This window comes from Neisseria mucosa, from assembly GCA_003028315.1.
Taxonomy (GTDB): domain Bacteria; phylum Pseudomonadota; class Gammaproteobacteria; order Burkholderiales; family Neisseriaceae; genus Neisseria; species Neisseria mucosa.
In genome coordinates, this window is the sequence record CP028150.1 from 569,157 (window position 1) to 594,468 (window position 25,312).

Annotated in this window: 23 protein-coding genes and 4 pseudogenes; 14 read left to right on the forward strand and 13 right to left on the reverse strand. The window is 48.5% G+C overall.

Annotated elements, in window-relative coordinates:
- Positions 1–152: 152 nt before the first annotated feature.
- The 4 genes from NM96_02870 to NM96_02885 all read left to right on the forward strand — a co-directional run bounded on the left by NM96_02870 (position 153) and on the right by NM96_02885 (position 6,810).
- On the forward strand, positions 153–491 hold the full coding sequence (locus tag NM96_02870; protein AVR78438.1) for a hypothetical protein: 339 nt from the start codon (positions 153–155) through the stop codon (positions 489–491).
- A gap of 147 nt (positions 492–638) precedes the next feature.
- The gene (locus NM96_02875) at positions 639–1,595 is read left to right on the forward strand and encodes an IS30 family transposase (GenBank protein AVR78439.1); all 957 of its coding nucleotides are present in this window, start codon (positions 639–641) and stop codon (positions 1,593–1,595) included.
- Between the two features lie 393 nt (positions 1,596–1,988).
- Positions 1,989–5,357 carry a hypothetical protein gene (locus tag NM96_02880; GenBank protein AVR78440.1) on the forward strand — a complete coding sequence of 1,123 codons (3,369 nt, stop codon included), beginning with the start codon at positions 1,989–1,991 and terminating at the stop codon, positions 5,355–5,357.
- Positions 5,358–5,802: 445 nt separating this feature from the next.
- Positions 5,803–6,810: an IS5/IS1182 family transposase gene (locus NM96_02885; GenBank protein ID AVR78441.1), complete on the forward strand. Its 1,008-nt coding sequence runs from the start codon at positions 5,803–5,805 to the stop codon at positions 6,808–6,810.
- Here NM96_02885 and NM96_02890 read toward each other — a convergent pair.
- Positions 6,779–6,928 (reverse strand): annotated as a pseudogene (locus NM96_02890) (IS110 family transposase). The gene NM96_02885 and the pseudogene NM96_02890 sit on opposite strands and share 32 nt — an antisense overlap.
- Here NM96_02890 and NM96_02895 point away from each other — a divergent pair.
- Both NM96_02895 and NM96_02900 read left to right on the forward strand, forming a co-directional pair.
- Positions 6,864–7,103 (forward strand): hypothetical protein, encoded by a 240-nt coding sequence (locus tag NM96_02895; protein ID AVR78442.1) that lies wholly within the window; start codon positions 6,864–6,866, stop codon positions 7,101–7,103. The pseudogene NM96_02890 and the gene NM96_02895 sit on opposite strands and share 65 nt — an antisense overlap.
- Positions 7,104–7,556 (forward strand): annotated as a pseudogene (locus NM96_02900) (IS630 family transposase).
- Here NM96_02900 and NM96_02905 read toward each other — a convergent pair.
- Positions 7,549–8,109 carry a hypothetical protein gene (locus NM96_02905; protein AVR78443.1) on the reverse strand — a complete coding sequence of 187 codons (561 nt, stop codon included), beginning with the start codon at positions 8,107–8,109 and terminating at the stop codon, positions 7,549–7,551. The pseudogene NM96_02900 and the gene NM96_02905 sit on opposite strands and share 8 nt — an antisense overlap.
- Before the next feature lie 118 nt (positions 8,110–8,227).
- Complete coding sequence (locus NM96_02910) at positions 8,228–9,655, reverse strand: oxidoreductase (GenBank protein ID AVR80248.1); 1,428 nt, start codon at positions 9,653–9,655, stop codon at positions 8,228–8,230.
- A gap of 188 nt (positions 9,656–9,843) precedes the next feature.
- Here NM96_02910 and NM96_02915 point away from each other — a divergent pair, with 188 nt between their 5' ends.
- Together NM96_02915 and NM96_02920 are read left to right on the forward strand one after the other, a co-directional pair.
- On the forward strand, positions 9,844–10,536 hold the full coding sequence (locus NM96_02915; GenBank protein ID AVR78444.1) for a hypothetical protein: 693 nt from the start codon (positions 9,844–9,846) through the stop codon (positions 10,534–10,536).
- A gap of 243 nt (positions 10,537–10,779) precedes the next feature.
- The gene (locus NM96_02920; protein AVR78445.1) at positions 10,780–11,757 is read left to right on the forward strand and encodes a sel1 repeat family protein; all 978 of its coding nucleotides are present in this window, start codon (positions 10,780–10,782) and stop codon (positions 11,755–11,757) included.
- On the opposite strand, the pseudogene NM96_02925 reads toward NM96_02920, so the two are convergent.
- The 4 genes and pseudogenes from NM96_02925 to dnaQ all read right to left on the reverse strand — a co-directional run bounded on the left by NM96_02925 (position 11,739) and on the right by dnaQ (position 14,541).
- Positions 11,739–12,586: pseudogene (locus NM96_02925) on the reverse strand (IS630 family transposase). The gene NM96_02920 and the pseudogene NM96_02925 sit on opposite strands and share 19 nt — an antisense overlap.
- Positions 12,587–12,637: 51 nt before the next feature.
- Positions 12,638–12,991: pseudogene (locus NM96_02930) on the reverse strand (IS30 family transposase).
- Positions 12,992–13,132: 141 nt separating this feature from the next.
- Positions 13,133–13,822, reverse strand: a complete 690-nt coding sequence (locus tag NM96_02935; GenBank protein ID AVR78446.1) for a 2-C-methyl-D-erythritol 4-phosphate cytidylyltransferase — start codon at positions 13,820–13,822, stop codon at positions 13,133–13,135.
- Positions 13,819–14,541: a DNA polymerase III subunit epsilon gene (gene dnaQ / locus NM96_02940; protein AVR80249.1), complete on the reverse strand. Its 723-nt coding sequence runs from the start codon at positions 14,539–14,541 to the stop codon at positions 13,819–13,821. The genes NM96_02935 and dnaQ overlap by 4 nt, the downstream gene beginning before the upstream one ends.
- Before the next feature lie 388 nt (positions 14,542–14,929).
- Here dnaQ and NM96_02945 point away from each other — a divergent pair, with 388 nt between their 5' ends.
- Together NM96_02945 and NM96_02950 are read left to right on the forward strand one after the other, a co-directional pair.
- Positions 14,930–15,412 (forward strand): hypothetical protein, encoded by a 483-nt coding sequence (locus tag NM96_02945; GenBank protein ID AVR78447.1) that lies wholly within the window; start codon positions 14,930–14,932, stop codon positions 15,410–15,412.
- A 175-nt stretch (positions 15,413–15,587) separates the two neighbouring features.
- Entirely contained in the window at positions 15,588–16,025 is a 438-nt protein-coding gene (locus NM96_02950) for a DUF4124 domain-containing protein (protein AVR80250.1), read from the forward strand.
- A gap of 83 nt (positions 16,026–16,108) precedes the next feature.
- Here the strand turns inward: NM96_02950 and NM96_02955 are convergent, their stop codons facing one another.
- The gene (locus NM96_02955) at positions 16,109–17,143 is read right to left on the reverse strand and encodes a phosphoribosylformylglycinamidine cyclo-ligase (GenBank protein ID AVR78448.1); all 1,035 of its coding nucleotides are present in this window, start codon (positions 17,141–17,143) and stop codon (positions 16,109–16,111) included.
- Between the two features lie 204 nt (positions 17,144–17,347).
- Here NM96_02955 and NM96_02960 point away from each other — a divergent pair, with 204 nt between their 5' ends.
- The 3 genes from NM96_02960 to NM96_02970 all read left to right on the forward strand — a co-directional run bounded on the left by NM96_02960 (position 17,348) and on the right by NM96_02970 (position 19,399).
- Positions 17,348–18,418: an AI-2E family transporter gene (locus tag NM96_02960; protein ID AVR78449.1), complete on the forward strand. Its 1,071-nt coding sequence runs from the start codon at positions 17,348–17,350 to the stop codon at positions 18,416–18,418.
- Positions 18,419–18,486: 68 nt separating this feature from the next.
- On the forward strand, positions 18,487–18,660 hold the full coding sequence (locus tag NM96_02965; protein ID AVR78450.1) for an ABC transporter permease: 174 nt from the start codon (positions 18,487–18,489) through the stop codon (positions 18,658–18,660).
- A 22-nt stretch (positions 18,661–18,682) separates the two neighbouring features.
- Positions 18,683–19,399, forward strand: coding sequence for an S-methyl-5'-thioinosine phosphorylase (locus tag NM96_02970; protein ID AVR78451.1), 717 nt, complete (start codon positions 18,683–18,685; stop codon positions 19,397–19,399).
- Positions 19,400–19,641: 242 nt separating this feature from the next.
- Here NM96_02970 and NM96_02975 read toward each other — a convergent pair whose 3' ends face one another.
- The 3 genes from NM96_02975 to iscX all read right to left on the reverse strand — a co-directional run bounded on the left by NM96_02975 (position 19,642) and on the right by iscX (position 23,474).
- Positions 19,642–21,918, reverse strand: coding sequence for a 5-methyltetrahydropteroyltriglutamate--homocysteine S-methyltransferase (locus NM96_02975; GenBank protein AVR78452.1), 2,277 nt, complete (start codon positions 21,916–21,918; stop codon positions 19,642–19,644).
- Positions 21,919–22,054: 136 nt separating this feature from the next.
- Positions 22,055–22,933, reverse strand: a complete 879-nt coding sequence (locus tag NM96_02980; protein ID AVR78453.1) for a methylenetetrahydrofolate reductase — start codon at positions 22,931–22,933, stop codon at positions 22,055–22,057.
- A gap of 343 nt (positions 22,934–23,276) precedes the next feature.
- Positions 23,277–23,474, reverse strand: coding sequence for a Fe-S assembly protein IscX (iscX, locus tag NM96_02985; protein ID AVR78454.1), 198 nt, complete (start codon positions 23,472–23,474; stop codon positions 23,277–23,279).
- Positions 23,475–23,734: 260 nt separating this feature from the next.
- Here iscX and NM96_02990 point away from each other — a divergent pair, with 260 nt between their 5' ends.
- Complete coding sequence (locus tag NM96_02990) at positions 23,735–24,346, forward strand: hypothetical protein (protein ID AVR78455.1); 612 nt, start codon at positions 23,735–23,737, stop codon at positions 24,344–24,346.
- Between the two features lie 135 nt (positions 24,347–24,481).
- On the opposite strand, the gene fdx is transcribed toward NM96_02990, so the two are convergent.
- Together fdx and NM96_03000 are read right to left on the reverse strand one after the other, a co-directional pair.
- The gene (gene fdx, locus NM96_02995; GenBank protein ID AVR78456.1) at positions 24,482–24,823 is read right to left on the reverse strand and encodes an ISC system 2Fe-2S type ferredoxin; all 342 of its coding nucleotides are present in this window, start codon (positions 24,821–24,823) and stop codon (positions 24,482–24,484) included.
- 85 nt (positions 24,824–24,908) lie between these two features.
- Positions 24,909–25,271 (reverse strand): hypothetical protein, encoded by a 363-nt coding sequence (locus NM96_03000; protein AVR78457.1) that lies wholly within the window; start codon positions 25,269–25,271, stop codon positions 24,909–24,911.
- Positions 25,272–25,312: the final 41 nt, after the last annotated feature.

A 25,312-nucleotide genomic window follows, 5' to 3' on the forward strand; every position in this document is an offset into this window, starting at 1 on the left:
CCGTGCAAGCAGCGCGGAGATTTTTTATCCCTCAGAGACCTTTGCAAAAATAGTCTGTTAACGAAATTTGACGCATAAAAATGCGCCAAAAAATTTCAATTGACTAAAACCTTCCTAATATTGAGCAAAAAGTAGGAAAAATCAGCAAGGTTTTGCATTTTGGAAATGAGATTGAGCATAAAATTTTAGTAACCTATGTTATTGCAAAGGTCTCCCTCAGTACCTTGCTGCAATATTTTGCCCTCAGTAGAGTCAGATATAAGAGGAATCGAATGGATGGAGACCTTCGCGGGACTATCCGGCACACACAATACCGCCTTTCAGACTACCTGTGCCATACAGCATCTACTTTTGGAACGCTAACCTTATCTCAAAGACCACAAACTAAAAATATCCAATGCCGATTGACAACCCATAGACTTAAAACCGCTGACCCATCAACGTTAACACCTGCCATTCGTCACGGTGGCGCAAAGGAAATCAAATTGTAGAAGAACGATACCGAAGCCAGAAAATACACAGCAGGAGCTTGAGCTTGGTTCAAAAGGTCGGCGGATTCGCATTTGAAGTGCAACTTTCCATAACAGAAAAAGGCCAGTATGCGGTAGCATACGGCCTTTCCTGCAAGAAAGATTGCCATGAGCTACACACAACTGACCCAAGACCTGTCCCGCCACTGCACCATCGCCGAAATCGCCAAACAACTTAACCGCCACAAAAGCACCATCAGCCGAGAAATCAAGCGGCACTGCATCCAAGGACAGCAATACAGCGCCGAAAAAGCACAGAAGCAAAGCCGGCTGACCAAACAGCACCGGCGAAAACCCTATAAGCTCGATTCGCAGCTGGTTCAACACATCGACACCCTTATCCGCCGCAAACTCAGTCCCGAACAGGTATGCGCCTACCTGCGCAAACACCACGGTATCACACTCCATCACAGCACCGTTTACCGCTACCTTCGCCAAGACAAAAACAACGGCGGCACTTTGTGGCAACACCTCAGAATATGCAGCAAACCCTACCGCAAACCCTACCGCAAACGCTACGGCAGCACATGGACCAAAGGCAAAGTGCCCGACCGTGTCGGCATAGAAAACCGACCCGCCATCGTCGACCAAAAAAAACGCATCGGCGATTGGGAAGCCGACACCATCGTCGGCAAAGGACAGAAAAGCGCATTACTGACCTTGGTCGAACGCGTTACCCGCTACACCATCATCTGCAAATTGAAGAACTTAAAAGCCGAAGACACTACCCTAGCGGCCATTAGGGTATTAAAGGCATATAAAGCCAGAGTCCACACCATCACCATGGATAACGGCAAAGAGTTCTACCAACACACCAAAATAGCCAAAGCATTGAAGGCGAAAACCTATTTTTGCCGCCCTTACCATTCGTGGGAGAAAGGGCTGAATGAGAACACCAATGGACTCATCCGGCAATATTTCCCCAAACAAACCGATTTCCGAAACATCAGTGATCGGGAGATACGCAGGGTTCAAGATGAGTTGAACCACCGGCCAAGAAAAACACTTGGCTACGAAACGCCAAGTGTTTTATTCTTGAATCTGTTCAAACCACTGATACACTAGTGTTGCACTTGAAATCCGAATCCAAGGGCCTTCTCAATATCTGTTAGGAATATCTTCGATAGTTGGAGTTTGTGTTTTCCGTATCGGACAGCCTCTCCATAAGTTCAAAAAAGTAAAGTATGCTTTTAGAATTAATATTGCTGTATAATGAAAAGAGCAGCAGTATCAAGTAATTTGACATCATTCAGACATTAATTCACATGATTGCGAATCGAATAATATAACTCAAGGATACATAACAATGAAAACGTTGAAGCAAAAAAGATTTTCAGGGTTTCCCTTTAAGCCGACCGCGCTTTTTGCGGCTTTAATGGTGGTTGGGATTCCTTATGCGCAAGCGGTAACGGGGCCGTTTGCAAGAGTCCCCTTCATCTTCAAGATGAGTCGGTATCGGTGACAGAAGGCGTCAAGCCGAATGTGCTGCTGCAGATTGATGATTCGGGCAGTATGGACGCTTATATGAATGGTACATACCGTTCTGATGGTGGGCCTACTCGTATTCAAGTCGTAAGGCAGGCGCTTACGAAGCTGTTAACCAATCCTGAATTTAGAGATGCAGTGAATTGGAACATGATTACACTTTGTAACTCGGATAATTTTTGGCCAAATGGCTATAGGGATGGCGATCCTGCCTGGCAATTTGGCGTAGCTCCGGGAGATTTGCTTCGGCGCGTGGAAAAATTGACAGCTAGTTGCGCAACCCCCTCAACAGAGCGATATTTAGATTCATTGCATATTTTACGTAGTACTTACGATGCAAATAATGCGTACCGCTGTCAGAAAAATTATGTGGTTCTATTTTCGGATGGTGATGCCAACGGTTATCGAATAGATATGGGGGGAGATTCAATAAGGGGCTTTTTCCCGTCAGCAGATAATGATAGAAATAACAATAATGTCAGAATAAGTACGGTATCAGGTCCCTCGATTGCTCCGTGGTGGGCGAAAGGTGACCGTTTTACTTATTTGCATAGGGATCCTGATAAATTTACCGGATATATTTCCGGTGTGAGTCAGAAGGCAAGTCAAACCAAATTGGGCTATAACAGCGAAGGTAAGCGTGTAGCCGTGCCTATTTCCCCGGAGCAAATCGTTGGGGGGGAGCACGCTTCTGCCTTGCTGATTAAAGAAGGAAGTGGTTATAAATGGAATCAGGACTTTGTAAATTTTGGCCCTTCAAATGGACTTTATCCTCAATCTGTTTGGGCTTCCGACGGAAGGGCTATGCAATACTTTGCCGAATATGTCTATGAAACCGACTTGAAAACAGGCGGCTTGGATGCAGCCGGGAAAAGTTGGGATGATCCGAAAGTCAACGGCGGCAAGCAAACCATCGGTACTTTTACTATCGGCTTCGGTAGCGGCTTGAGTAATGATGGTAAAGTATATTTATCACGCGGTGCCACCGCTAACGGGGGGCAATATTTGGTTGCCAATAATCAGGCTGAGTTGGATAACGCATTCCTGAAGATTTTCTCGCAGATTAAAAGTGAAAATTCGACTGCAGCAGGTTCGTCTTTTGCTAGTGCCACTCCTGCAATTAATGTGAATGATGCCGATAAGAAAGCAGTCGGTGCGGCTGCAATTTTCCAAAACCTTCAATCTGGAAGTAGCGAAATCCGGATTTACGATATAAACAGTAGCGGCTCATTGCAAAATACATACCGTACACCGAATTTTGCCAATAGACGTACATTGATTAATATCGGTAATAAAGTTGAATGGTTTAACGACCATCTTTCTGTAGGTAGTAACGCTTATTTCAACATTCCTTCAGCAAGTAATAATTCCAATGAATGGAAAACTTCGCTAGCACCTTGGTTGAATAGAAGTGCTCCTGATGCGGCAATTGCGGCAATCAATACTAATCAATTAAGCTACCGTATTCGTGAAAACAACCCCGATGAAAGGAATATGGGTGATGTTATCGGTTCGGATTTGATTACCCTTGGTGGACAAAAATACAATCGGCAGCAGTATATGGTTACCGCCGCGAATGACGGCATGGTTTATTTGTTTGAAAGTTCTTCCGATTCTAATCATCCGTATGATTTGAAATTAAACTACTTGCCTGCCGGTATGGAACGCTCTTCAATTCATGAAACCGTAGCGACTAATCTGAAGGATATCGTTGATCCTCAATATGGTAAGGTTTCCGATAAGCCTCATGTTTACTTAAATGATGGGGGCATCACTTATCGTACGACTGACAAATCTAGGCCGCAATTGCATTTTATTGCAGGTAATATGGGACGGGGAGCAAGGGGGGCTTATGCTTTGGCGTTGGGCGGTAAATTACCCGAATCCGGAAAAAATGCCGGCCTTGATGCTGCTCAAAATGACTGGGACAAATCGGTTCCTCTATTTGAAACGCAAAAAGGAAACGATAATGTCATGGGGTATACCATCGGTGCACCGCAGATTGGTCGCGTTTCCACAGATCGTACACTTGCAGCAGACAATAGTTCCATGACCACTAATCTGTATGATGTCAAATATGCTGTTTTTGTTAGCAGCGGTACGCGGAACCTCTCTAAATTGTCCGGCAATGACGATAATACAGAAGCTGCTTTGTATATTTACAATGCGCTAGATAAAGAAAACGTCGGTTTGCCTGATCCTTCAGGTACCCAGCCTAGAAACGCAATGTCGGCAGGCCAGTTGATTAAGAAAATCTCAGTACCAAATGCAGAGCAAAATCGTGGCGGCTTAATGCAGCCTACCGTAGTGGATGTAAACTTTGACGGTGTGGCAGATGTTGCCTATGCTGCGGATTATTCGGGAGGCCTGTATCGTTTTGATTTGCGAGGTCCTTTAAATTCATGGGCTGCCAAAAAGATATTCCAAGCCAAGCCGGGGCAAAAAGTAACCTCTGCACCTGCTGTGTTTAGACGTGACCAAGACAAATATATTATTAGTTTTGGTACGGGCAGCGATTTATATCAAAGCGATTTAAGTGATGGTACTCAGCAGTCCGTTTATGGTATTTATGACGATTTGACTGTGTTGGATCCGACTGAAAAAACAACGGTGAATTTGCTTCAGCAAACGATGAGTACGGATGGAAACAAACGCAGTATGACCGATACGCTCCTAGATCCTGCAACTTATCAAGGTTGGTATTTTGATCTCCAACTGTCAAATCAGGCAGGTGAAGCGAGTGAGCGCGTAGTTGTGCAACCCGATATGCTGTTAAGGACCCTTGTCTTCAGCACCCGGAGTTATAAGCGTATCGAACATGCTCCAACTGGAGGTTCAATAAGTGGTGATAAATGTGAACCTACTGTAAAACGTACCGAATCCGCCGGTTCAGGCTGGATTATGCAGGTTAAAGTCGATAATGGTGGTGATATTGCCAAAACCAAAGGTACGCCGGAAGGTGTCAATCACCGCGAGTATGCTTATTTGGACTTTGAGGGTACGAATAAGACTAAAGATGTTGGCGACAAGGACGTTAAGAAGTATACAGGTTTTAGCTACAATGCCGGCCTGCCTAACTATGCGCTCTTGCTTAGCGGCAGCAATAACTCTCTCACCGGCTCTCAAAGCTCCACTACTATTTTCGGAGCACTCCGCAATGGTGAAGACGATGTTTTACGCGCCGGCGGTAAGCCTGCGCCCAGAATTTGTTTCTCTGGAGTAAATAATACTGCCTATATCAGCGGTACTAAGGGTACGCAAGGTGTTCACTCTGTGGTAAAAGCATATGGAAAAATCTGTCAGACCGGTCTTCGCCGTATATCTTGGCGGGAAATCTTCTAAAGATTTTGGTTGATTTTCGAGCTAAGTAGCATCACTGAGAGATAATCGCTGATATCCTTTGAGTAAGGGTATCGGCGATTTTTTTGATTTTTATGGTCAAAGCGGTCGAAGCGAATGATGATTTAACATCAAGATGCTATAAAAGTTAAGTTACCCATAAATGTATTATTGCAGCACTTTAATACATTACGAGACCTTTGCAATAACATAGGTTACTAAAATTTTATGCTCAATCTCATTTCCAAAATGCAAAACCTTTCTGATTTTTCCTACTTTTTGCTCAATATTAGGAAGGTTTTAGTCAATTGAAATTTTTTGGCGCATTTTTATACGTCAAATTTCGTTAACAGACTATTTTTGCAAAGGTCTCATTACATTAATTGAGACCTTTGCAAAATTCCCCAAAATCCCCTAAATTCCCATCAAGACATTTAGGGGATTTCTCATGAGCACCTTCTTCCAGCAAACCGCACAAGCCATGATCGCCAAACACATCGACCGCTTCCCATTATTGAAGTTGGATCAGGTGATTGATTGGCAACCGATCGAGCAGTACCTGAATCGTCAAAGAACCCGTTACGTCCGAGACCACCGCGGCCGTCCCGCCTATCCCCTGTTGTCCATGTTCAAAGCCGTCCTGCTCGGACAATGGCACAGCCTCTCCGATCCCGAACTCGAACACAGCCTCATCACCCGCATCGACTTCAACCTGTTTTGCCGTTTTGACGAACTGAGCATCCCCGATTACAGTACCTTATGCCGCTACCGTAACTGGCTGGCGCAAGACGACACCCTGTCCGAATTGCTGGAACTGATTAACCGACAACTGGCCGAAAAAAACCTAAAAGTAGAGAAGGCATCCGCCGCCGTCATTGACGCCACCATTATTCAGACTGCCGGCAGCAAACAGCGTCAGGCCATAGAAGTCGACGAGGAAGGACAAGTCAGCGGCCAAACCACACCGAGTAAGGACAAAGATGCCCGTTGGACAAAGAAAAACGGCCTCTACAAACTCGGTTACAAACAACATACCCGTACCGATGAGGAAGGCTATATCGAGAAACTGCACATCACCCCCGCCAATGTCCATGAGTGCAACCATCTGTCCCCTTTGTTGGAAGGCATTGCCGAAGGTACGACCGTCTATGCCGACAAAGGCTACGACAGTAAGGAAAACCGGCAACATCTGAAAGAGCATCAGTTGTTAGACGGCATTATGCGCAAAGCCCACCGCAACCGTCCGCTGACGGAAGCGCAAACCAAACGTAACCGATATTTGTCGAAGACCCGTTATGTGGTCGAACAGAGCTTCGGTACGCTGCACCGTAAATTCCGCTACGCCCGGGCAGCCTATTTTGGTCTGCTCAAAGTGAGTGCGCAAAGCCATCTGAAGGCGATGTGTTTGAACCTGTTGAAAGCGGCTAACAGGCTAAGTGTGCCTGTTGCCGCCTAAAAGGCGGCCCGGATGCCTGATTATGGGGTATCCGGGGAGGATTAAGGGGGTATTTGGGTAAAATCGGTGAATATTTGAAACGAAAACAGCCGAAAATCTGTGTTGGGGTTTCGGTTGTTTGGGGAAAGGCTTTTTTGCAAAGGTCTCATAAGGTATTACCTCTTGCACCTTATTCACCTGAGCTCAACCCGATTGAGAAGGTGTGGGCGAATATTAAGCGGTATCTGCGAACCGTATTGTCTGATTACGCCCGATTTGACGATGCGCTACTGTCCTATTTTGATTTTAATTAACTATATTTGGATGAAACAGGATTTGACCGCTACCTGTTCCGTCCCTATGCCCGCAGCCCGAAAGGGCAAATAGTGAAAGCGCAGATAAGTGGAAAAAGATACCGACGCTTATCTCTGGTGTCCGCACAAGTCGGCAACCGGCTGATTGCTCCGATGATTTATCAAAATACGATGACCGGAGTCTTTTTTGAAGCGTGGTTTCAGCAATGCCTACTGCCTGTATTGACTCAAAAATCGGTGATTATTTTAGATAATGCACGATTTCACCGTATGGGTGTCTTACGGGAAATGGCGGAAAAATGGGGACATAAGGTATTGCCTCTTGCACCTTATTCACCTGAGCTCAACCCGATTGAGAAGGTGTGGGCGAATATTAAGCGGTATCTGCGAATCGTATTGTCTGATTACGCCCGATTTGACGATGCTCTATTGTCCTATTTTTATTTTAATTGACTATATCATGCAGATTTCGGATTTCTTCTTTCAACCATTCATCCCAATCGGGGCGTAAACAGCGGAGCTCTTTGTTCCAATACAGACAGTCCCAAGCCATGCTGCGCGAGGCTTCGGTATCGCGCTCGAACATTTGGGCGACAAAAGGTTCGAGCATTTGCGCGCTTTTGAACATACCGCCGTATTCTCCGTAAGTGCGGCAGGTTTCGGGATGGAGCATTTCCATCAGCGTTTCAATGTCGCTCTGCAACGTAAGCCATGAACCGTTTGACTCGTCCAACCCAAGCACATCGCGTAACCAATGCTTGATGTTTTCCAAACCTTGAAAACGCGGGTCATGCCACAGTAGGCGCAGGGCGGCAAGCTGGCTTTCGGCTTCCGTCCGACCTTGCGGGTTTTCATGATCAAAAAGAGAGAGGAATTCGTACAACGCACGATTGCGCTGCTTTTCCGGCAGCGCAAGTAAGATGTCGCAGACTTGTTCGGGAGTCTGCCAAAGAGGAAGTTTGGAGAGGGTCATGGGCTTTGAGGTCGTCTGAAAGTCAATGAACATGGCTAAATCACTTGATTCATTTGATTTTCGTAACGAAGCTGCTTTTGAATTGAAAATATGAAAATCCGCTCTAGGTCGTCTGAAAACCGATTTCAGACGACCTCTCTGCCTTAAACCATCAACCGCAATATCGGCAGTCCAATATGTCTTTGCGGATGTCGTTCAGCAGGAAGGCTGCGGTGTCTTTGTGTTCCGCCTGTACGAAGGCGAAGAGTCGGGCGATGATTTTGCCGATGAAGACTTTTTGCAAGGCACAGGCGTCGGTCAGGGTGCGTTCCTGCAGGAAGCTGCGGATGTCTTCGGGTAAAGTGTAGTCGCGCGCAACGGCGGCAAAGCGGGCGTCGGTTTGCAGGCGGTCGAGCAGGGTTTGGTTTTTGTCCAATTTAATGCCTGCTTCTTTTTCTTCGGCGGTGGCGCGGACGAACTGGTCGTAAATTTCGGCATAAAGCATATCGTTCGGACCTTCGAAGATGGTGAAGGGGCGGATGTCGATAGCGATATTGCTGGCGGTGTGTCCGCGTTCAAAACCCTTCGCGCCCAAGAGTTTTTGCAACATTTGGGCGGCGGCGTAAGTGTATTCCGTGGCAAGGGTTTTGATGATGTTTGCCTCCATCAGTTGATGGGCGACGGGGGCAACGGGCGAAACGCAATGGCAGACGTAGCGGTAAAGAATCTCGGAAACCTGATGGCGGCGTTGGATTTCACGGCGTTCATAATCGACGAATTTGATGTCGTGGCGGACATATCGGTTCAGGTTGTCAAGGATATATTCCATGATGCCGTGCGTCATGCCGATCAGTTGCAGGCGGCTGCGGATAAAGATGTTTTGGAACGCGCGCAAACCGGCGGCATCGCTCTGCGAGAGTTTCATGACGGCGGCAGCGGGCATTTGGGCATCAATGCGGTTGACGGCGTAACGGACGGCGCGCAGGCCTTCGGATGCGAGGGCTTCGTAGCGGATGTATTGTTTGGGAACGAGCAGCAGGTTGATGACTTTGGAGAGTTTACCGTTTTTGCGCTCTTTGGCGGCGACGAGGAGGAAGTCGCTCTGCGAGTTGCCCTGCCAATATTTCGCGGCGTTGACGTAAATCGTTTGTTCGTCGATGTATTCGTAGTAGGACTGCATTTCGCGGGCAATCGCCGCGCCGGAGGTTTCGGGTTCGGTAATACCCAAACCGCCGCCCTCGCCTTTAAAAACCATGTCCAAACCTTGCGCGACCTGCGCTTCGTCGCCAAACTCTTGCAGAGGCTGCAACACCAGCGCGCCTTCGATGCCGGTACGCAGGGTAACGGGCACGCCGTAATGCCCCGCAATCCGCAGGACTTCTTGGATTTCAAACTGGCTGCCCTTGCGGCCGCCGTGTTTTTTGTCGAGGAAGGGCAACAGCAAACCCGCCTGCTTTAAGGCAAGCCATTTGTCTTCGGGTAGGTATTGCATGAGGTTAAGGTCGTCTGAAAAAATGCGACGGAATGCGGATTCGATGTGCTTTAAAAAAGCAGCCGTGTCCATAGTTGACGGCTGCGCGCTTGATTCGGTGTGTGTCATCATGATTCTCGGTTAATCGGCAGTTATTAGAGTTTAGAGCTAAATTTCTAGGATTTATACCACAAACCCGTTTAAGCGACAATGATTATCAAGTGTGGACGGATTTTCAGCGTGCAAACACATGATTACGCCGCCCCGATAAACCGATACGGTGCTACCATAACACAAAATACCGCCGGAACACTGCCATGTATTCACAACACAGCGAACGCCATTTCAGCAACCGCAACAACTGGCTGCGCGCAAGCGTATTGGGCGCGAACGACGGCCTAATTTCCACCGCTTCGCTGCTGACCGGCGTCGCGGCCGCCGCACCCGATTTCCAAACCCTGCTGCTGACCGGCGTTTCCGCCCTGATCGGCGGCGCGGTCTCGATGGCGGCTGGGGAATACGTTTCCGTATCCAGCCAGTCTGACACGGAAAAAGCCGACTTGCGCAAAGAACGCTACGAATTGGAAGCCAACCCCGATGCCGAGCTGGCAGAACTGACCGAAATTTACCGCCGCCGCGGTTTGTCCGACGCACTTGCCGCCGAAGTCGCACAGGCATTGATGGAACACGACGCGCTCTCCGCCCATGCACGCGACGAAATCGGCATCACCGAAACCTCCGCCGCCAAGCCCATGCAGGCCGCGCTTGCCTCCGCCGGTTCGTTCTGCGCCGGTGCCATACTGCCGCTGCTGGTCGCGCTGACCGCCCCCGCCGCCCTGATCCCTACGCTGGCGGCAACCACTTTGTTCGGACTCGCCGCGCTGGGTTACGCCTCCGCCAAACTCGGCGGGGCACCCGTCGCTCCCGCCGTCTTGCGCGTGTGCCTGTGGGGTGTGGCGGCGTTGGTGATAACCGGATTTATTGGAAAACTGGCAGGCGTGGCCGTCTGATTGTAAGGCCTTATACTCTTTTAAACCTGTATCCAGTAAAATTGAAAATTGAGCGGTTAGATTTCATGAGAATTTTGCAAAATAGAATAGAAATTTGACCGCTTGTGATCGTACTAGCTTCCGTCAACATAACCAATCATGACATACCCAATTGCTACGATAATTGCTTCAATAGCATTAAATTTATCGCTAAATCTTTCTGAAAATGTGAAAGTTTATTTAACAGAGCATAATCAAACGCCTATGTTTAAAACATTATTTAATTCATTGAGTGAAAAAGTGAATAAGCCTGAAAAGCTGTTATCTCTTGCGAATCAAGATTTCGAGCAAGGATTCGATTATCAATATGGGCTTTCAACTATCATGGATCGCCAAAAAGCGAATGCGCATTTTGAGCAAGCTGCACTTAAAGGCAATCTGGAGGCAAAATTTTTCCTTTCATTAAATTTCTTGCAACAAGGCCAGCGGGATAAGGCTCTTCAATATGCGCAAGAAGCAGTGGCTGAAGGGAGTGAAATTGCCAAATATGCTTTAGCAAATTGGTGGTTAGCTAAAAATGAGGCTAAATATCGCACGCTGAAACAAGAAGCATTAAAAGCCATGACAGAGGCACAAAATAAAGGCGATTTGCATTATGTAATATTCCTTGCCAATGAATATTATTACGGCTTAAATGGAATGCCTGTCGATTTAGATAAAGCGATTCATTACTATGAATTGGCGGCTCAGCAAGGTAATGCAGTCGCCTTAGAAGAATTAGGAAAAATTTATCTTGAAGAGTTGCATGATTTGGATAAGGCTGAAACCTATTTATTACAAGCAGCTGAGAAAAATAATGCCGAAGCACAATATCTACTAGGCGATGCCGTTTATACCGAAAAAGAAGATGAGAAAAACATACTTTATTGGGTAGAAAAGGCAGCGGAGAATCAGCATATTTCAGCTATACTTAAACTGGCAAACTATTATGTTGGAAAAAAAGAATATGACCAAGCGCTTTATTATGTGAAAAAAGGTGTTGCCTTAAATCATGAAGACGCTTTGATTGCGATGGCTGAATTCTATGAATATGGGCTCGGTATGCTACAAGATGATGAAAAAGCGTTAACTTATTATAAAAAATCGAATGAGATTTTGAAGGATAAATGGTTGATGGATAAAATTAAAATGTTGGAAGCAAAAATCAAAGATAAAAAATATAGTCAATTAAAATCAAAATAGGACAGTAACGCATCGTCAAATCGGGCGTAATCAGACAATACGGTTCGTAGATACCGCTTAATATTCGCCCACACCTTCTCAATCGGATTGAGCTCAGGTGAATAAGGTGCAAGAGGCAATACCTTATGTCCCCATTTTTCCGCCATTTCCCGTAAGACACCCATACGGTGAAATCGCGCATTATCTAAAATAATCACCGATTTTTGAGTCAATGCGGGCAGTAGGCATTGCTGAAATCACGCTTCAAAAAAGACTCCGGTCATCGTATTTTGATAAACCATCGGAGCAATCAGCCGGTTGCCGACTTGTGCGGACACCAGAGATAAGCGTCGGTATCTTTTTCCACTTATCTGCGCTTTCACTATTTGCCCTTTCGGGCTGCGGGCATAGGGACGGAACAGGTAGCGGTCAAATCCTGTTTCATCCAAATAAACGCGTTGGTAGTCAGAAAATTCGGCCAGCTGTGTCAAATAATGCGTTACTTTGGCCGGGTCTTGTTCTTTGTAAGTCGTGGTCTTTTTTTGCGCGTCATCCCCATCTGTTTGAGTGCATAGCAAACGGCGGCTGGCGTACAATCAAAATGTTTGGCGATTTCATGTAGATAGGCATCCGGGTGTTGCCCAACATAGTGAGCCAGTTTTTGCCTATCCAATTTGACGGCATTTAGACCGGTAACTTGATGTTTTAGGCTGCCTGTTTGTTTTTTAAGGCGAATCCACAGGTAAAGCGTGTTTCTTGACAAGTTAAACGTTGCTGCGGTTTGGCTGATGTTTTTGCATTGTTCGTAATAGTTTAAAGCTTTGTTTCTTAAGTCCGCAGAGTATGCCATGGTTAGACCTTCAAAGTTGAGTATTGTACTATTTTATTTTTAATTGACTATATCTTGGCGGAGGTGGCGGTAAACGGTGCTGTGATGGAGTGTGATCCCGTGGTGTTTATGCAGGTAGGCACATACTTGTTCGGGACTGAGTTTGCGGCGGATAAGGGTGTCGATGTGCTGAATGAGCTGCGAATCGAGTTTATAGGGTTTTCGCCGGTGCTGTTTGGTCAGCCGGCTTTGCCGTTGCGCTTTTTCGGCGCTGTATTGCTGTCCTTGGATGCAGTGCCGCTTGATTTCGCGGCTGATGGTGCTTTTGTGGCGGTTGAGCTGTTTGGCGATTTCGGCGATGGTGCAGTGGCGGGACAGGTATTGGATATGGTATCGTTCGTCTTGGGTCAGTTGTGTGTAGCTCATGGCAATCTTTCTTGCAGGAAAGGCCGTATGCTGCTGCATACTGGCCTTTTTCTGTTATGGAAAGTTGCACTTCAAATGCGAATCCGCCGTCGTCTGAAAATCCAAATTCTGGTTTTCAGACGACCTTTTTGTCGAGGTTATTCAAGTATTCAAAAGCAGCCGTATGATAAATTCGTCCTGAGGGAGGGTTAATTTGAGATTGCGGATATCCCCCTGCACCAGTAGAGGCCTTATGCCCAGTTGTTCTACGGCAGAGGCTTCATCGGTAATACCGTTTAAGTCGGAGGCGGATAGGGCGCGATTCAATAATCCGGCTTGAAAAAGTTGCGGTGTCTGTGCCTGCCATAAGTCTTTACGGGGTACGGTTTCCAGGATTTGTCCGTCGGTATCGGAACGTTTGATGGTGTCGGCTGCGGGAATGGCCAAAATGCCACCTTCTACTTTTGTTCCGGCTGCCTGAATTAGGCGCGACAGGGCATCTTGGGGCAGGCAGCAGCGGGCGGCATCGTGAACCAAAATATTATCGTGGTTATCCGCCAACCTCTTTTTCATCAGTGTTTGCACACCGTTGCGGACGGTTTCTGCCCGGGTATTGCCTCCGACGTTGAAAACCACTGTCTTATCAGAGGTTGTCTGAAGATGATTAATAAAAGGATCATCAGGTGAGACAATAATAGCGACCAAGTCGATAAACGGATGTTGTGTAAAAATGGCAACCGTATGCTCTAAGACGGTTTTGCCGTGTATCCGGATATATTGTTTGGGTTTGCCTGCACCGAAGCGAGCGCCGATCCCTGCGGCGGGAATCAGGGCGATATGCCGTCTTTTCATACATTCTCTCCGGCGGCTGCCTGCCTCCATATGCAGGCCTCTCCCAGCGCATCGAGATATTTTTCGTGTTCTTCAAGCTCTTCAGCATTGGCTTTGATGACTTTTAAGCGCGACGAACGTTTTGTTTCGGCGATGATGACGGGCTTGTCTTCTTTTTTTTCTTCTTCACCTTCTTCACCCATTAAGTCGAATTGTTGGCGCGTCATCGCCAAATAAACTTCGCCTAAAAGCTCGCAGTCGATTAAAGCGCCATGCAGTACGCGCTTGCTTCTGTCGATGGAGAGGCGGTTGCACAAGGCATCCAGGCTGGCTTTTTGCCCAGGAAACATTTCACGCGCCATCGCCAGCGTATCTGTAATCTCACAACCAAGCTCTTCGACGGAGGGCAGACCCATGCGGCGGAATTCCATATTTAAGAAGCCTACGTCGAATTTCGCATTGTGGATAATCAATTCCGCGCCACGGATAAATTCGCTGATTTCTTGTCCGACCTTTGCAAACGGCGGAGCGTTTTTCTCTTCTAAAACGTCAATCGTCAGCCCGTGTACGCGTGCGGCTTCTTCAGGCATATCGCGCTCGGGATGGACGTAAAGGTGCAGGAAGCGTCCGGTCATTTGGCGGTTGACCATTTCCAGTCCTGCAAACTCGACCAAGCGGTCGCCGTTTTCGGCGTAAAGGCCGGTGGTTTCGGTATCAAGGATAATCTGGCGTCTCATCAAATGCTCCAATGACTGAATGAAAAAATGTCTCGTATCATACTCAAGGAGGGGGTGAAAGTATAGAGTGGTGTTGCTTTGTATTCTTATTGGGATGTTGTTTAGATGAGGGAAAATATTTTAGACAAGTGGGGTATGAGCCGTCTTATGGTTATCAAAAGTAGAAATTGCTGACAATTTTCAGACGAGCGAAAGCAGTTTGTCTTTCAAAAGGCTGATGGATACTAAATCCTGAGTAAAATACTCAACTTTTAAAAAATTAATTTCTTTTTAAATCATTGTGTTATTTCTGTTTTAAAAAATAGTAACAATTATCATTTGCAAAATTAAAAAATACTCGTATAATGCAACTCATCGAAACGACAGCGCAACAGAACGAAAGGAGAATGAAATGCCGGAAAGTATTTTCAAGCAAGTCTCCCTTGATATTCTGAGACTGCATCAACAAACCATCCGTTCGCTTTTGGCAACCCAATGCTGCAACGATTGTGAAGTTCACGATGTATTCTACATTACGCTGGACGGACGCTATTATGTTTGGCTGCCTTGTATGAATAAGGCAGAGCAAGTAGAAGCGGGCATTTTGCTGATTGAGGACGAAACCAGCGATATTCGTCTGAGCTGGGTGGCGAATACCCGTGAAGTACAGAAAAAAGACAGCTTATATGAGAAAGTTGTTTCCGCTTTACAACGCCGGTTGCGGCAGACGAAAAATAAGTTTATCCAAGCTAAAGATACTTGCCTGCTTGAGCTGACCCCGAAGCAAGGTCGTCTGACGACAGGCAGCAGAGATTTATCGCTTTCACCGCATGATTTGATGAAAGCACTTTATCCGGCAACCCATCAATTAAAATCAGGAGGATTTGCCCTGTAACAGTTTTGGTAGTGGTTTGTGTTCCTTTTGCGCCCCTTAAATGTTTAAAGGGGCGATTTTTTTTGCTTTTTGATACACAGTAATCGTCTTGTTATGACATATTATTTAAAATCAAGTACAATATTGTCATTTCAAATTAATCGCTCATCATTTGAATAGGGGAATTTTAATGAAAATGAAACTTTCTGCATTATCCGTATTGGCGGCAGCAGTTTTGTGTTCTTCCAGCGTATTGGCGGCAGACAGTGTTTATACATGGAAAAACGGCAAGGGGAACAGCTATTCCGATACGCCGAACCGGCTCCAACTTGACCGCTCCAATGTAATGAATATCCGTACGCACAGCGTCAAGGCGGCAGTCAAACCCAAATCCGAAGCTGCGGACGAGGGTACGCTGGCAGAGCAACAGGCGAAATTAAATGAGCGGATGTTGGCTAAGAATAAACTGATCGAGGAGCAAAATAAAAAAATTGAGGAAGAAAACCGTAAAAACAAAGAAGACAACTGCCGTGTCGCACGAATGAACCAACAGTCTGCCGAAAGCGCGCGCGTTGCCAATCGTGATGATTTGGTCAAACGGTATCAAGGGGATGTTGCCAAATATTGCAATTAATGGGTTAAAAAATTTAAAAGGTCGTCTGAAACAGATGGTTTGGCTGTTTCAGACGACCTTTTATTTAGCTTCAGGCTTGTGATTTAAGCCACTTGGGTCTGATGTTCGTCGCCTTTGCGTTCGCGGATTTTGCCCAAACGGTAAACGGTTTCGCCTTGTTCGGTTAAGAATGCCTGCACCGCGTCGGCATCTTCTTCGGCAATCACGACCACCATGCCGATGCCGCAGTTGAAGGTGCGGTACATTTCTTGCGTTTCCACATTGCCTGCCTGTTGCAGCCATTGGAACAGCTTGGGCAATTCCCATGCTTTGGCGTCGATTTGGGCGACGGTGTTTTTAGGCAGGATGCGCGGCACATTTTCGGTGATGCCTCCGCCGGTGATGTGCGCCATGCCTTTGACGGTGAATTTTTCCAACGCGGCGAGAATGGGTTTCACATACAGGCGGGTCGGGGCGATGATGGTTTCGCGCAGGGTTTTGCCGTTGTCGAACTCGGCGTCCAAATCGGGATTATCGCGGGCGATGATTTTGCGGACGAGGGAGTAGCCGTTGGAATGGGCGCCGTTGGAAGCCAGGCCCAACACGATGTCGCCTGCTTTGATACTGCGGCCGTTGATGACGCGCTCTTTTTCGACCACGCCGACGGCGAAGCCTGCCAAGTCGTATTCGCCTTCAGGATACATGCCGGGCATTTCGGCGGTTTCGCCGCCGATGAGGGCGCAGCCGGATTCTTCGCATCCTTGGGCGATGCCTTTAATCACGTCGGTAGCGCGGGCGACGTCGAGTTTGCCGCAGGCGAAATAGTCGAGGAAGAACAAAGGCTCCGCGCCTTGAACCAAAATATCGTTGACGCTCATGGCGACGAGGTCGATACCGACGGTGTCGTGTTTGTCCCAGTCGAAGGCGAGCTTGAGCTTGGTGCCCACGCCGTCGGTGCCGCTGACGAGGACGGGATTTTTGTATTTTTTGCTGATTTCGACCAATGCGCCGAAGCCGCCCAAATCACCCAACACTTCGGGACGCATGGTGCGTTTGGCAAAAGGTTTGATGTTTTCGACCAGTTGGTCGCCCGCGTCAATATCGACGCCAGCGTCGCGGTAGCTCAGTGAAGTGCTCATGAATGGGTTCCTTATCGTGATTGGGACGGAAAAACGATGGGGCGTATTTTACCTTATTTTGCAGGCGCGGGCTTGGATTTTTCGGTGATTTTGTAAACAATCTGAGGTTTCAGACGACCCCGTTTATTCTGTTATACTGGACGGTCAGGGGTCGTCTGAAAACGATTGCGGCGGCTTCCGCTGAAACACACATGGAAAGGTTTTATGTATCAGAAAAAAACGCGCGGCATGAAGCCGTGGATCATTATGGGCTGCGTGATTGCGGCTTTTGTCTGGCTGCTGTACGCGCTGGGCGACATCCTGACGCCGTTTATTGTGGCGGCGGTTTTGGCTTATGTGTTGAATCCGCTGGTGGAATGGTTGCAGAAGAAAAAGATTAAACGCGGCCCCGCGTCCATGATGGTGATGGTATTCGCTTTGCTGTTGCTGCTGTCGTTGATGCTGATTATCGTGCCTATGCTGATCAACCAGTTTAACAATATGGTCAGCCGCATTCCCCAAATCGTCGATTTTACGCAAAACAGGCTGCTGCCTTGGCTGAACCATGTGGCGGGTAATTATGTGCATATCGATCAGGATTCGGTGGTCAAATGGTTGCAGTCGCATATAGGGGAATTGAGCAACACGCTCAAGGCTTGGGTCCCGACGCTGATGCGCCAAAGCGGCAACGTCATCAGCGGCATGAGCAACCTGATCCTGCTGCCGCTCTTGCTGTATTATTTCCTTTTGGACTGGAAACGCTGGTCTTACGGCATCAGCGCGTTGGTTCCGCGCCGCTTTATCGACACTTATACGCGCATCACAAGCAACATGGATGAAGTTTTGGGCGAGTTCCTGCGCGGGCAGTTGATGGTGATGCTGATTATGGGGCTGGTGTACGGGGTCGGGCTGATGCTGGTCGGACTGGATTCCGGTTTCGCTATCGGTATGATTGCCGGTATTTTGGTGTTTATCCCGTATTTGGGCGCGTTTACCGGACTTTTGCTGGCAACCGTCGCCGCTTTGCTGCAATTTGGCACATGGAACGGTCTGATTATGGTGTGGGTAGTGTTCGCTATCGGACAATTCCTCGAGAGTTTTATCGTTACCCCAAAAATCGTCGGCGACCGCATCGGCCTGTCGCCTTTCTGGGTGATTTTCTCGTTGATGGCTTTCGGACAACTCATGGGCTTCGTCGGCATGCTCGCCGGCCTGCCGCTTGCCGCCGTAACCTTAGTCCTGTTGCGCGAAGGTGTGAATGCTTATTTCCACAGCCGTTTTTACAAACACAAGTAAAAGGACAAAAGGTCGTCTGAAATCAGATATGGGTTTTCAGACGACCTCCCAGCCTTTCTTCGACAGCCATGTTGAACAATTTTGCACTTTGGTTTATATCCGGTTTCCTATCGATGTTGCTATGGGAAATGCTTCCCCTAGACGACGGATACAGCTTTCCGGAAAAAATGAAGGTATTAATCCTGTTTTCCATCATCATGGCTGTTTTGCAAACCTTTTTCTTTCCGACACTCACTCCCTGAAATCACTTATATAAAGGACCATATGTTAGCCATCATCGGCGGCAGCAGCCTGACCAAGCTGCCCGAACTGAGCATCACCGACCGCAAAATCGTCCGCACCCCCTACGGACTGACCAGCAGCCCCGTCTTAAGCGGCAAACTGGGCAGTCAGGACATTTTCTTCCTCGCGCGGCACGGCTTCGGCCATACCGTCGCGCCGCACGAAATCAACTACCGCGCCAACATTTGGGCGTTGCATTCCATAGGTGCGGAATACATCGTCGCCGTTTCCTCCGTCATCAGCATCAACGACCGCTTTGAAAACGGCGCGCTCGTCCTGCCCGACGACTTGATCGACTACACCTACGGCCGCAAGGACACCTTTTTTGAAGGACAGGAAGAACCGGTCGTACACACCGATTTTCTCGAACCCTACTCCGCCGGACTGCGCGAAAAAATTGCCGAACACGCGCAACAGCACCAAATGCCCTTATACACCCAAGCCGTTTACGGCTGCCTGCAAGGCCCGCGCTGGCCGACCCGCGCAGAAATCCAACGTTACCGCCGCGACGGTGTGGACGTATTGGGTATGACCGGAATGCCCGAAGCCTTCCTTGCCCGCGAACTGGGCATCCAATACGCCCACTTCTGCGGCATCACCGACATCCGCTGCCTCAGCGGCGGAGCGGAAGGGACGGAATGCGGCTTGGAAACCGAGCTTGCCATCGGCAAAATCCGTCGTTTGCTTGCGGGTTTGTAAACACCATCTTTTGTGGAATGACTTTAAATCAGGACATGGCAATGAAACTGTGGGTAGCGTAAGCAGTACGAAGCTGATTTATCTGTTGTCTCATCATTGGGAATCATCTTTCTGAAGCTTAGGTGAGGCAATGCCGTATTGCTTCAAAGTTAATCCGCTATGTTTTTCCCTTGATTCTCTAAACCATATAAAAAGGTCGTCTGAAAATTTTCAGACGACCTTTTGACTACGCTATTTCAAACTTATTTCGCCAATTCGGCACGCAGTTTGTGGGTAACGTTCATCATCACTTGGAGTTGTTCCAGAGTTTCTTTCCAACCGCGTGTTTTCAGACCGCAGTCCGGGTTAACCCACAGTCGTTCAACCGGTACGACTTCGATGGCTTTACGCAACAGGTGTTCCACTTCGGCTTCTGTCGGTACGCGAGGGCTGTGGATGTCGTAAACGCCCGGGCCGATGTCGTTCGGGTATTTGAATTCGCCGAACGCGGTCAAGAGTTCCATGTCGGAACGTGAAGTCTCGATGGTGATGACGTCGGCGTCCATAGCTGCGATGGCAGGCAGGATGTCGTTGAACTCGGAGTAGCACATATGGGTGTGGATTTGTGTGCTGTCTTCGCAACCGCTGGAGGACAGGCGGAAGGATTCGCCGGCCCAGTTCAGGTAGGCATCCCAATCGGCGCGTTTCAAAGGCAGGCCTTCACGGATGGCAGGTTCGTCGATTTGGATGACTTTGATGCCTGCTTTTTCCAGATCCAATACTTCGTCGTTCAGAGCCAGTGCGATTTGTTTGCACACGGTAGAGCGTGGAATGTCATTGCGGACGAAAGACCATTGCAGGATGGTTACGGGGCCGGTCAACATGCCTTTCATCGGGCGTTTGGTCAGGCTTTGTGCGTAAGTAGACCAAGCGACAGTCATGGCTTCTGGGCGGCTTACGTCACCGAAGATAATCGGTGGTTTCACGCAGCGTGAACCGTAGCTTTGTACCCAGCCGTATTGGGTGAATGCGAAACCGCTCAACAATTCGCCGAAGTATTCGACCATGTCGTTACGCTCGGCTTCGCCGTGTACCAGTACGTCCAAGTCCAGTTTTTCTTGCTCTTCAACCACCAAGGCGATTTCTTTTTTCATCGCGGCTTCGTAATCGGCGGCAGACAGTTCGCCTTTTTTGAAGGCTGCGCGTGCTTGGCGGATTTCGGTGGTTTGTGGGAAAGAACCGATGTTGGTCGTCGGCAGCAGGGGCAGGTTCAACCATGCTTGTTGCGCTTTGATGCGGTCGGCAAACGGTGATTTACGTTGGTCTGCGTTGGCAGGCAGGTCGGCAAGGCGTTTGGCGACGTCTGCGCGGTGGATTTCACTGCTGTTGGCGCGTGAATCGGCAGCAGCTTGGCTGGCAGCGAGTTCATCGGCAACGGAATCACGGCCTTCGTTCAATGCGGCTTTCAGAACGCGCAATTCTTGGGTTTTTTGCAGGGTAAATGCCAACCAAGAGTAGAGGTCAGGTTTGTTGGCTTTCAGTTTTTCTTCAACTGACAAGTCAAATGGAGTGTGCAACAGCGAGCAAGAGCTGGAAATCCACAAACGGTCGACCAGTTTGGCTTTCAGGGGCTCGACAGTTTCCAAAACTTTGTTCAGGTTGGCGCGCCAGATGTTGCGGCCGTCGATAACGCCGGCAGACAGGACTTTGTCGTAGTCGGCGAACGCATCCAGTTGTTCAGGAGCGCGTACCAAGTCGATGTGCAGACCGTCAACGGGCAGGGCTTTCAGCAATGCGGCGTGTTCGGCAACGGAACCGAAGTAAGTGCTCAACAGGATTTTGGCGTTTACTTTGCTCAAAGTGGCGTAAACGTCTTTGTAGGCTTCCACCCATTCTTTAGGCAGGTCAACAGCCAAAGCAGGCTCGTCGATTTGAATCCATTCGGCACCGGCTTCAACCAAAGCGTTCAGGATTTCAACGTAAACGGGCAGCAGTTTTTGCAACAGGCTCAGGCGGTTGAATTCGACTGCGCCTTTTTCTTTACCTACCCACAGGAAGGTCAGTGGGCCGACGATGGTCGGTTTGGCTTTCAGACCGAGGGCTTGGGCTTCTTTCAGTTGTTGAACGTAGTGTTTGGCGTTTGCTTTGAATTCGGTATCGGCGTGGAATTCAGGCACCAAGTAGTGATAGTTGGTGTCGAACCATTTGGTCATCTCGATGGCGAATTGGTCTTTGTTGCCGCGCGCAAGTTGGAAGAATTGTTCCAAAGACAGGTTTTGGCTGTCGAAGCCGAAACGGGCGGGAATCGCGCCGGTAGCGACTTGCAGGTCGAGGATGTGGTCGTAGAAAGTGAAATCGCCTACGGCAACGTAATCGGCGTTGGCAGCGGCTTGGTGTTTCCAGTTTTTTTCGCGCAGGTCTTTGGCGACGTCGAGCAGCTCTTGTTCGCTGATTTCTTTGCGCCAGTATTTTTCTTGGGCGAATTTCAATTCACGGAAGGCGCCGACACGCGGGAAGCCTGAGAAATGTAATGTTGTCATGTTGAACTCTCCAGTTGGATTTTGTAAGGACCGGTTCAATCCGAATCGGTCGGTATTGTAAATCAGAATAGGGCGGATGGGGCGGCGTTTTGTTTTTCAGACGACCCCCTGAGGTCGTCTGAAACCGTTTTCGGCTTTAGGGGCGCACGCCTAAAATATGGCAGATGGCGTAAGTCAGCTCGCTGCGGTTGAGCGTGTAGAAGTGGAAATCTTTCACGCCTTCGCGGGACAGGACTTTGACCATGTCGATGGCGATACTTGCCGCCACCAGATTGCGCGTTGCTTGGTCGTCGTCCAAGCCTTCATACATTTGCGACAGCCATTTCGGGATTTTGACGTTGGTTACTTGCGCCATTTTGCCGAGTTGCTTGAAGTTGGTAACAGGCAGGATGCCGGGAACGATTTCGACGTCGATGCCCAGCATTACGCAGCGGTCGCGGAAGCGCAGGTAGCGTTCTACGTCGAAGAAGAATTGGGTGATGACATGGTTTGCACCCGCATCGATTTTGCGCTTCAGATTGATCAGGTCGGCTTGTGCGGATTTGGCTTCGGGATGCACTTCGGGGTATGCCGCTACGGAGATGTCGAAGTCGGCGACGGAGCGCAGGAGTTTGACCAGGTCTTCGGCGTAAAACGGTTTTTTCTCATAGCCGGGCGGCTCGTCGCCGCGCAGGGCGACAATACGGCGGATGCCGCTGTCCCAATAGTCTTTGGCGATTTGGCGCAATTCGTCGGGAGAGGCGTCGATGCCGGTCAGGTGCGGCGCGGCTTCCAAGCCGGTTTCCTGTTGGATGCGTTTGACGATGCTGTGCGTACGGTCGCGTTCTCCGGAGTTTGCGCCGTAGGTTACGGATACGAATTTGGGATGAAGGGTTTGCAGGCGATGGATGGAGTCCCACAGCATGGTTTCCATTTGTTCGTTTTTCGGCGGGAAAAATTCGAACGAAACGTTGATGTCGCCCTTCAAGTCGGAAAGGCTGTTGTTTAACGCATTGATTTCTTTTGCGTAACTCATTGGCTGTGTACCTCGGTTGTCTTTTTTAAACGTTTTCAGGCTTGTATGATAAATTTGCCTTGTGTATGAGTCAAATTCAAAATTTTCAGAAAGTTTATGAATTATTTTAATGTGGCTGCCATTATGCTTGTCTCTATTGGTATGAGGGCAAGCCGGCGAGAAAATACATATTCTGATGTGTGTGAATATCTTGAAATTAAATGGATTTCAATGGCTTGTATTCTTGTTGGTAAAGCAAAAGCAATAAGATGTTTTGCGCTTGAGTTGGCTATCAACCCATTCAAACGTCGTCTGAAAAATTTTCAGACGACGTCTTGGTTTTTAGCTTGCAAATGATGTTGCCTCACTCAGCCTCTTCAATCCATGCCTGTTGTACGGCTTCGAGGATGCGTTCGCCGCAGCGTGCGGGATCGTCGTCGAAGTCGGGCAGCGCCATAATCAGGTCGCGCAGTTGGGTGAAGCGAACGGTTTTCGGGTCGATGCTGTCGCCGTGCAGGTCGTAGAGTTCTTCGGCGATGCGTTGGGTGTCTGTCCATTTCATGATGTCGTTCCTTTTGGAGTGTCCGAATGGTTTGATTCGGGATGGCTTGTTTAGGTTTTAATGCTTTGGGGGAAATTTGTGTCGGCAATGATTAATGCGTCTGAAATCGCATATGGTATTTTCCTATGTAATATTTTCAAGGCGTACGTTAATACATTTTTCTGACTTTCACTAAGGAAAATTTACACTTTGTCATGCAACCAAATCATTTGGAATGGTTCTTAAAGAAATCCATTATAGTATGAATAACAGGAAAATCGATGAACAACGCACTCAATGCCAAATTATCCAAACTTATTTACGCGCTCGCCTCCGATGATCCTAATTATCTTGCTAAAGCGGGCGTGTTCGACCGCCTGCTGCTGCTTATCCGCGAGCTTTATCAGATGCTGGACGAGAGCGAGGGGCTGAAGCGGCTTTCGCTGCGCCTCCGTTATGGCAAGCGTTACGGCATGATTGCTTTGGATGCCGCTGCGCCGGACGAAGATGCGGGCGCTTTGCGTTTGAAACGCTGGATGGTGTATTCGCGTATTGCGGAACGCATTGTCGGCTGCGGCAACGACGTGTCTGTGGCGCTTGACGATATGGCGGTGGAAAACGAAGAAGCAAAACAGCGTTATATGGATGCCGCAAATGAAATTATCAAACGCTTCGGCTTGGCGGGATATGTCCCCGAACCGCCGAAATCCGTCGCAGACGCAGCAAAAAACGAACCGGCACCGAAGCCTGAACCTAAGAGCATCATTACCCGCCATGGCAGCAGCCTCAGTATGCTGAACGCCAAAGGCAGAGTGGAAAATTATCCTGTTGCGCAAACCGTTGCTTCGATGAAAGTATCCCGCTTAAGGTTTGTCGTTCCACGTTCCAAATAAACGATTTGGCAGCGATTTGACGGAAGGTCGTCTGAAAACGGTCGGTAAGGCAGTTTCAGACGACTTTTTGTTTGCTCAAAATTTGGCAGGGGTCGTCTGAACATTGCTGTATCCGTTTCAGACGACCTCTTCGCATCAATGATCTTCGCGCGCGTGGTTGATGGTGTATTTGGGGATTTCCACCACCAAGTCTTCGTCGGCAACCACTGCCTGACAGCTCAGGCGCGAGTCGGCTTCCAAGCCCCATGCTTGGTCGAGCAGGTCTTCTTCCAGCTCGCTTGGCTCTTCCAAGCTGTCGAAACCTTTGCGGATGATGACGTGGCAAGTAGTGCAAGCGCAGGATTTTTCACAGGCGTGATCGACTTCGATGTCGTGGTCGAGCAGCACGTCAAGGACGGTTTTGCCTTCGGGCGCGTCTTCAATGACTGCGCCTTCGGGACATAATACGGCGTGTGGGAGTACGGTGATTTTGGGCATTTTTATTGTCTCTTGTAATGGGTGGATAGGGTTTGTGGGTAATTTTCAGACGACCTTTTGTGATGAAAGGGTCGTCTGAAACCGTTTATAACACGATGCCTTTGTTTTTTAAATTTTCCAGACATTCGTCCAGATAAGCATCATTGTGTTCGGGGTAAATCGGCGAATCGGCGGTTTCGATATCGTGTGCGGGATAAGGGGTAACTGCTTTGCCGCGGTACAGCGGGTCTTTCCACAACGGGTCGGGTTTGTAACCGCGTTTTTCCATTTCTTCCATAATCAGCGCGTGATACAGATAGAGCTTGTCAGGCGAATGGGTGAAAACGTAATTCACCGTCGCGTGCGGCCTGCCCCAGCCTGCTCCGCGCAGGGCGGCACACTCGCGGTGTTGTCCCAAAAGCTGGGCGCGGGGGAGCAGCGGGATGAGGGTTTGGTGCCAGAGTCGCATAGAAGAAATCGGATCGGTTGGGATATTAGATTTTCAGACGA

Excerpts from the sequence above, each read along its gene's own strand:
- fdx (AVR78456.1), bottom strand. The coding sequence starts at position 24,823 with ATGCCCAAAATCACCGTACTCCCACACGCCGTATTATGTCCCGAAGGC.
- NM96_02970 (AVR78451.1), top strand. The coding sequence starts at position 18,683 with ATGTTAGCCATCATCGGCGGCAGCAGCCTGACCAAGCTGCCCGAACTG.
- NM96_02965 (AVR78450.1), top strand. The coding sequence starts at position 18,487 with ATGTTGAACAATTTTGCACTTTGGTTTATATCCGGTTTCCTATCGATG.
- NM96_02920 (AVR78445.1), top strand. The coding sequence starts at position 10,780 with ATGTTTAAAACATTATTTAATTCATTGAGTGAAAAAGTGAATAAGCCT.
- NM96_02955 (AVR78448.1), bottom strand. The coding sequence starts at position 17,143 with ATGAGCACTTCACTGAGCTACCGCGACGCTGGCGTCGATATTGACGCG.
- NM96_02980 (AVR78453.1), bottom strand. The coding sequence starts at position 22,933 with ATGAGTTACGCAAAAGAAATCAATGCGTTAAACAACAGCCTTTCCGAC.
- NM96_02960 (AVR78449.1), top strand. The coding sequence starts at position 17,348 with ATGTATCAGAAAAAAACGCGCGGCATGAAGCCGTGGATCATTATGGGC.
- NM96_02935 (AVR78446.1), bottom strand. The coding sequence starts at position 13,822 with ATGAAAAGACGGCATATCGCCCTGATTCCCGCCGCAGGGATCGGCGCT.
- NM96_03000 (AVR78457.1), bottom strand. The coding sequence starts at position 25,271 with ATGCGACTCTGGCACCAAACCCTCATCCCGCTGCTCCCCCGCGCCCAG.
- iscX (AVR78454.1), bottom strand. The coding sequence starts at position 23,474 with ATGAAATGGACAGACACCCAACGCATCGCCGAAGAACTCTACGACCTG.
- NM96_02950 (AVR80250.1), top strand. The coding sequence starts at position 15,588 with ATGAAACTTTCTGCATTATCCGTATTGGCGGCAGCAGTTTTGTGTTCT.
- NM96_02990 (AVR78455.1), top strand. The coding sequence starts at position 23,735 with ATGAACAACGCACTCAATGCCAAATTATCCAAACTTATTTACGCGCTC.
- NM96_02875 (AVR78439.1), top strand. The coding sequence starts at position 639 with ATGAGCTACACACAACTGACCCAAGACCTGTCCCGCCACTGCACCATC.
- NM96_02945 (AVR78447.1), top strand. The coding sequence starts at position 14,930 with ATGCCGGAAAGTATTTTCAAGCAAGTCTCCCTTGATATTCTGAGACTG.
- NM96_02975 (AVR78452.1), bottom strand. The coding sequence starts at position 21,918 with ATGACAACATTACATTTCTCAGGCTTCCCGCGTGTCGGCGCCTTCCGT.
- NM96_02905 (AVR78443.1), bottom strand. The coding sequence starts at position 8,109 with ATGTTCATTGACTTTCAGACGACCTCAAAGCCCATGACCCTCTCCAAA.
- NM96_02910 (AVR80248.1), bottom strand. The coding sequence starts at position 9,655 with ATGACACACACCGAATCAAGCGCGCAGCCGTCAACTATGGACACGGCT.
- NM96_02915 (AVR78444.1), top strand. The coding sequence starts at position 9,844 with ATGTATTCACAACACAGCGAACGCCATTTCAGCAACCGCAACAACTGG.
- NM96_02885 (AVR78441.1), top strand. The coding sequence starts at position 5,803 with ATGAGCACCTTCTTCCAGCAAACCGCACAAGCCATGATCGCCAAACAC.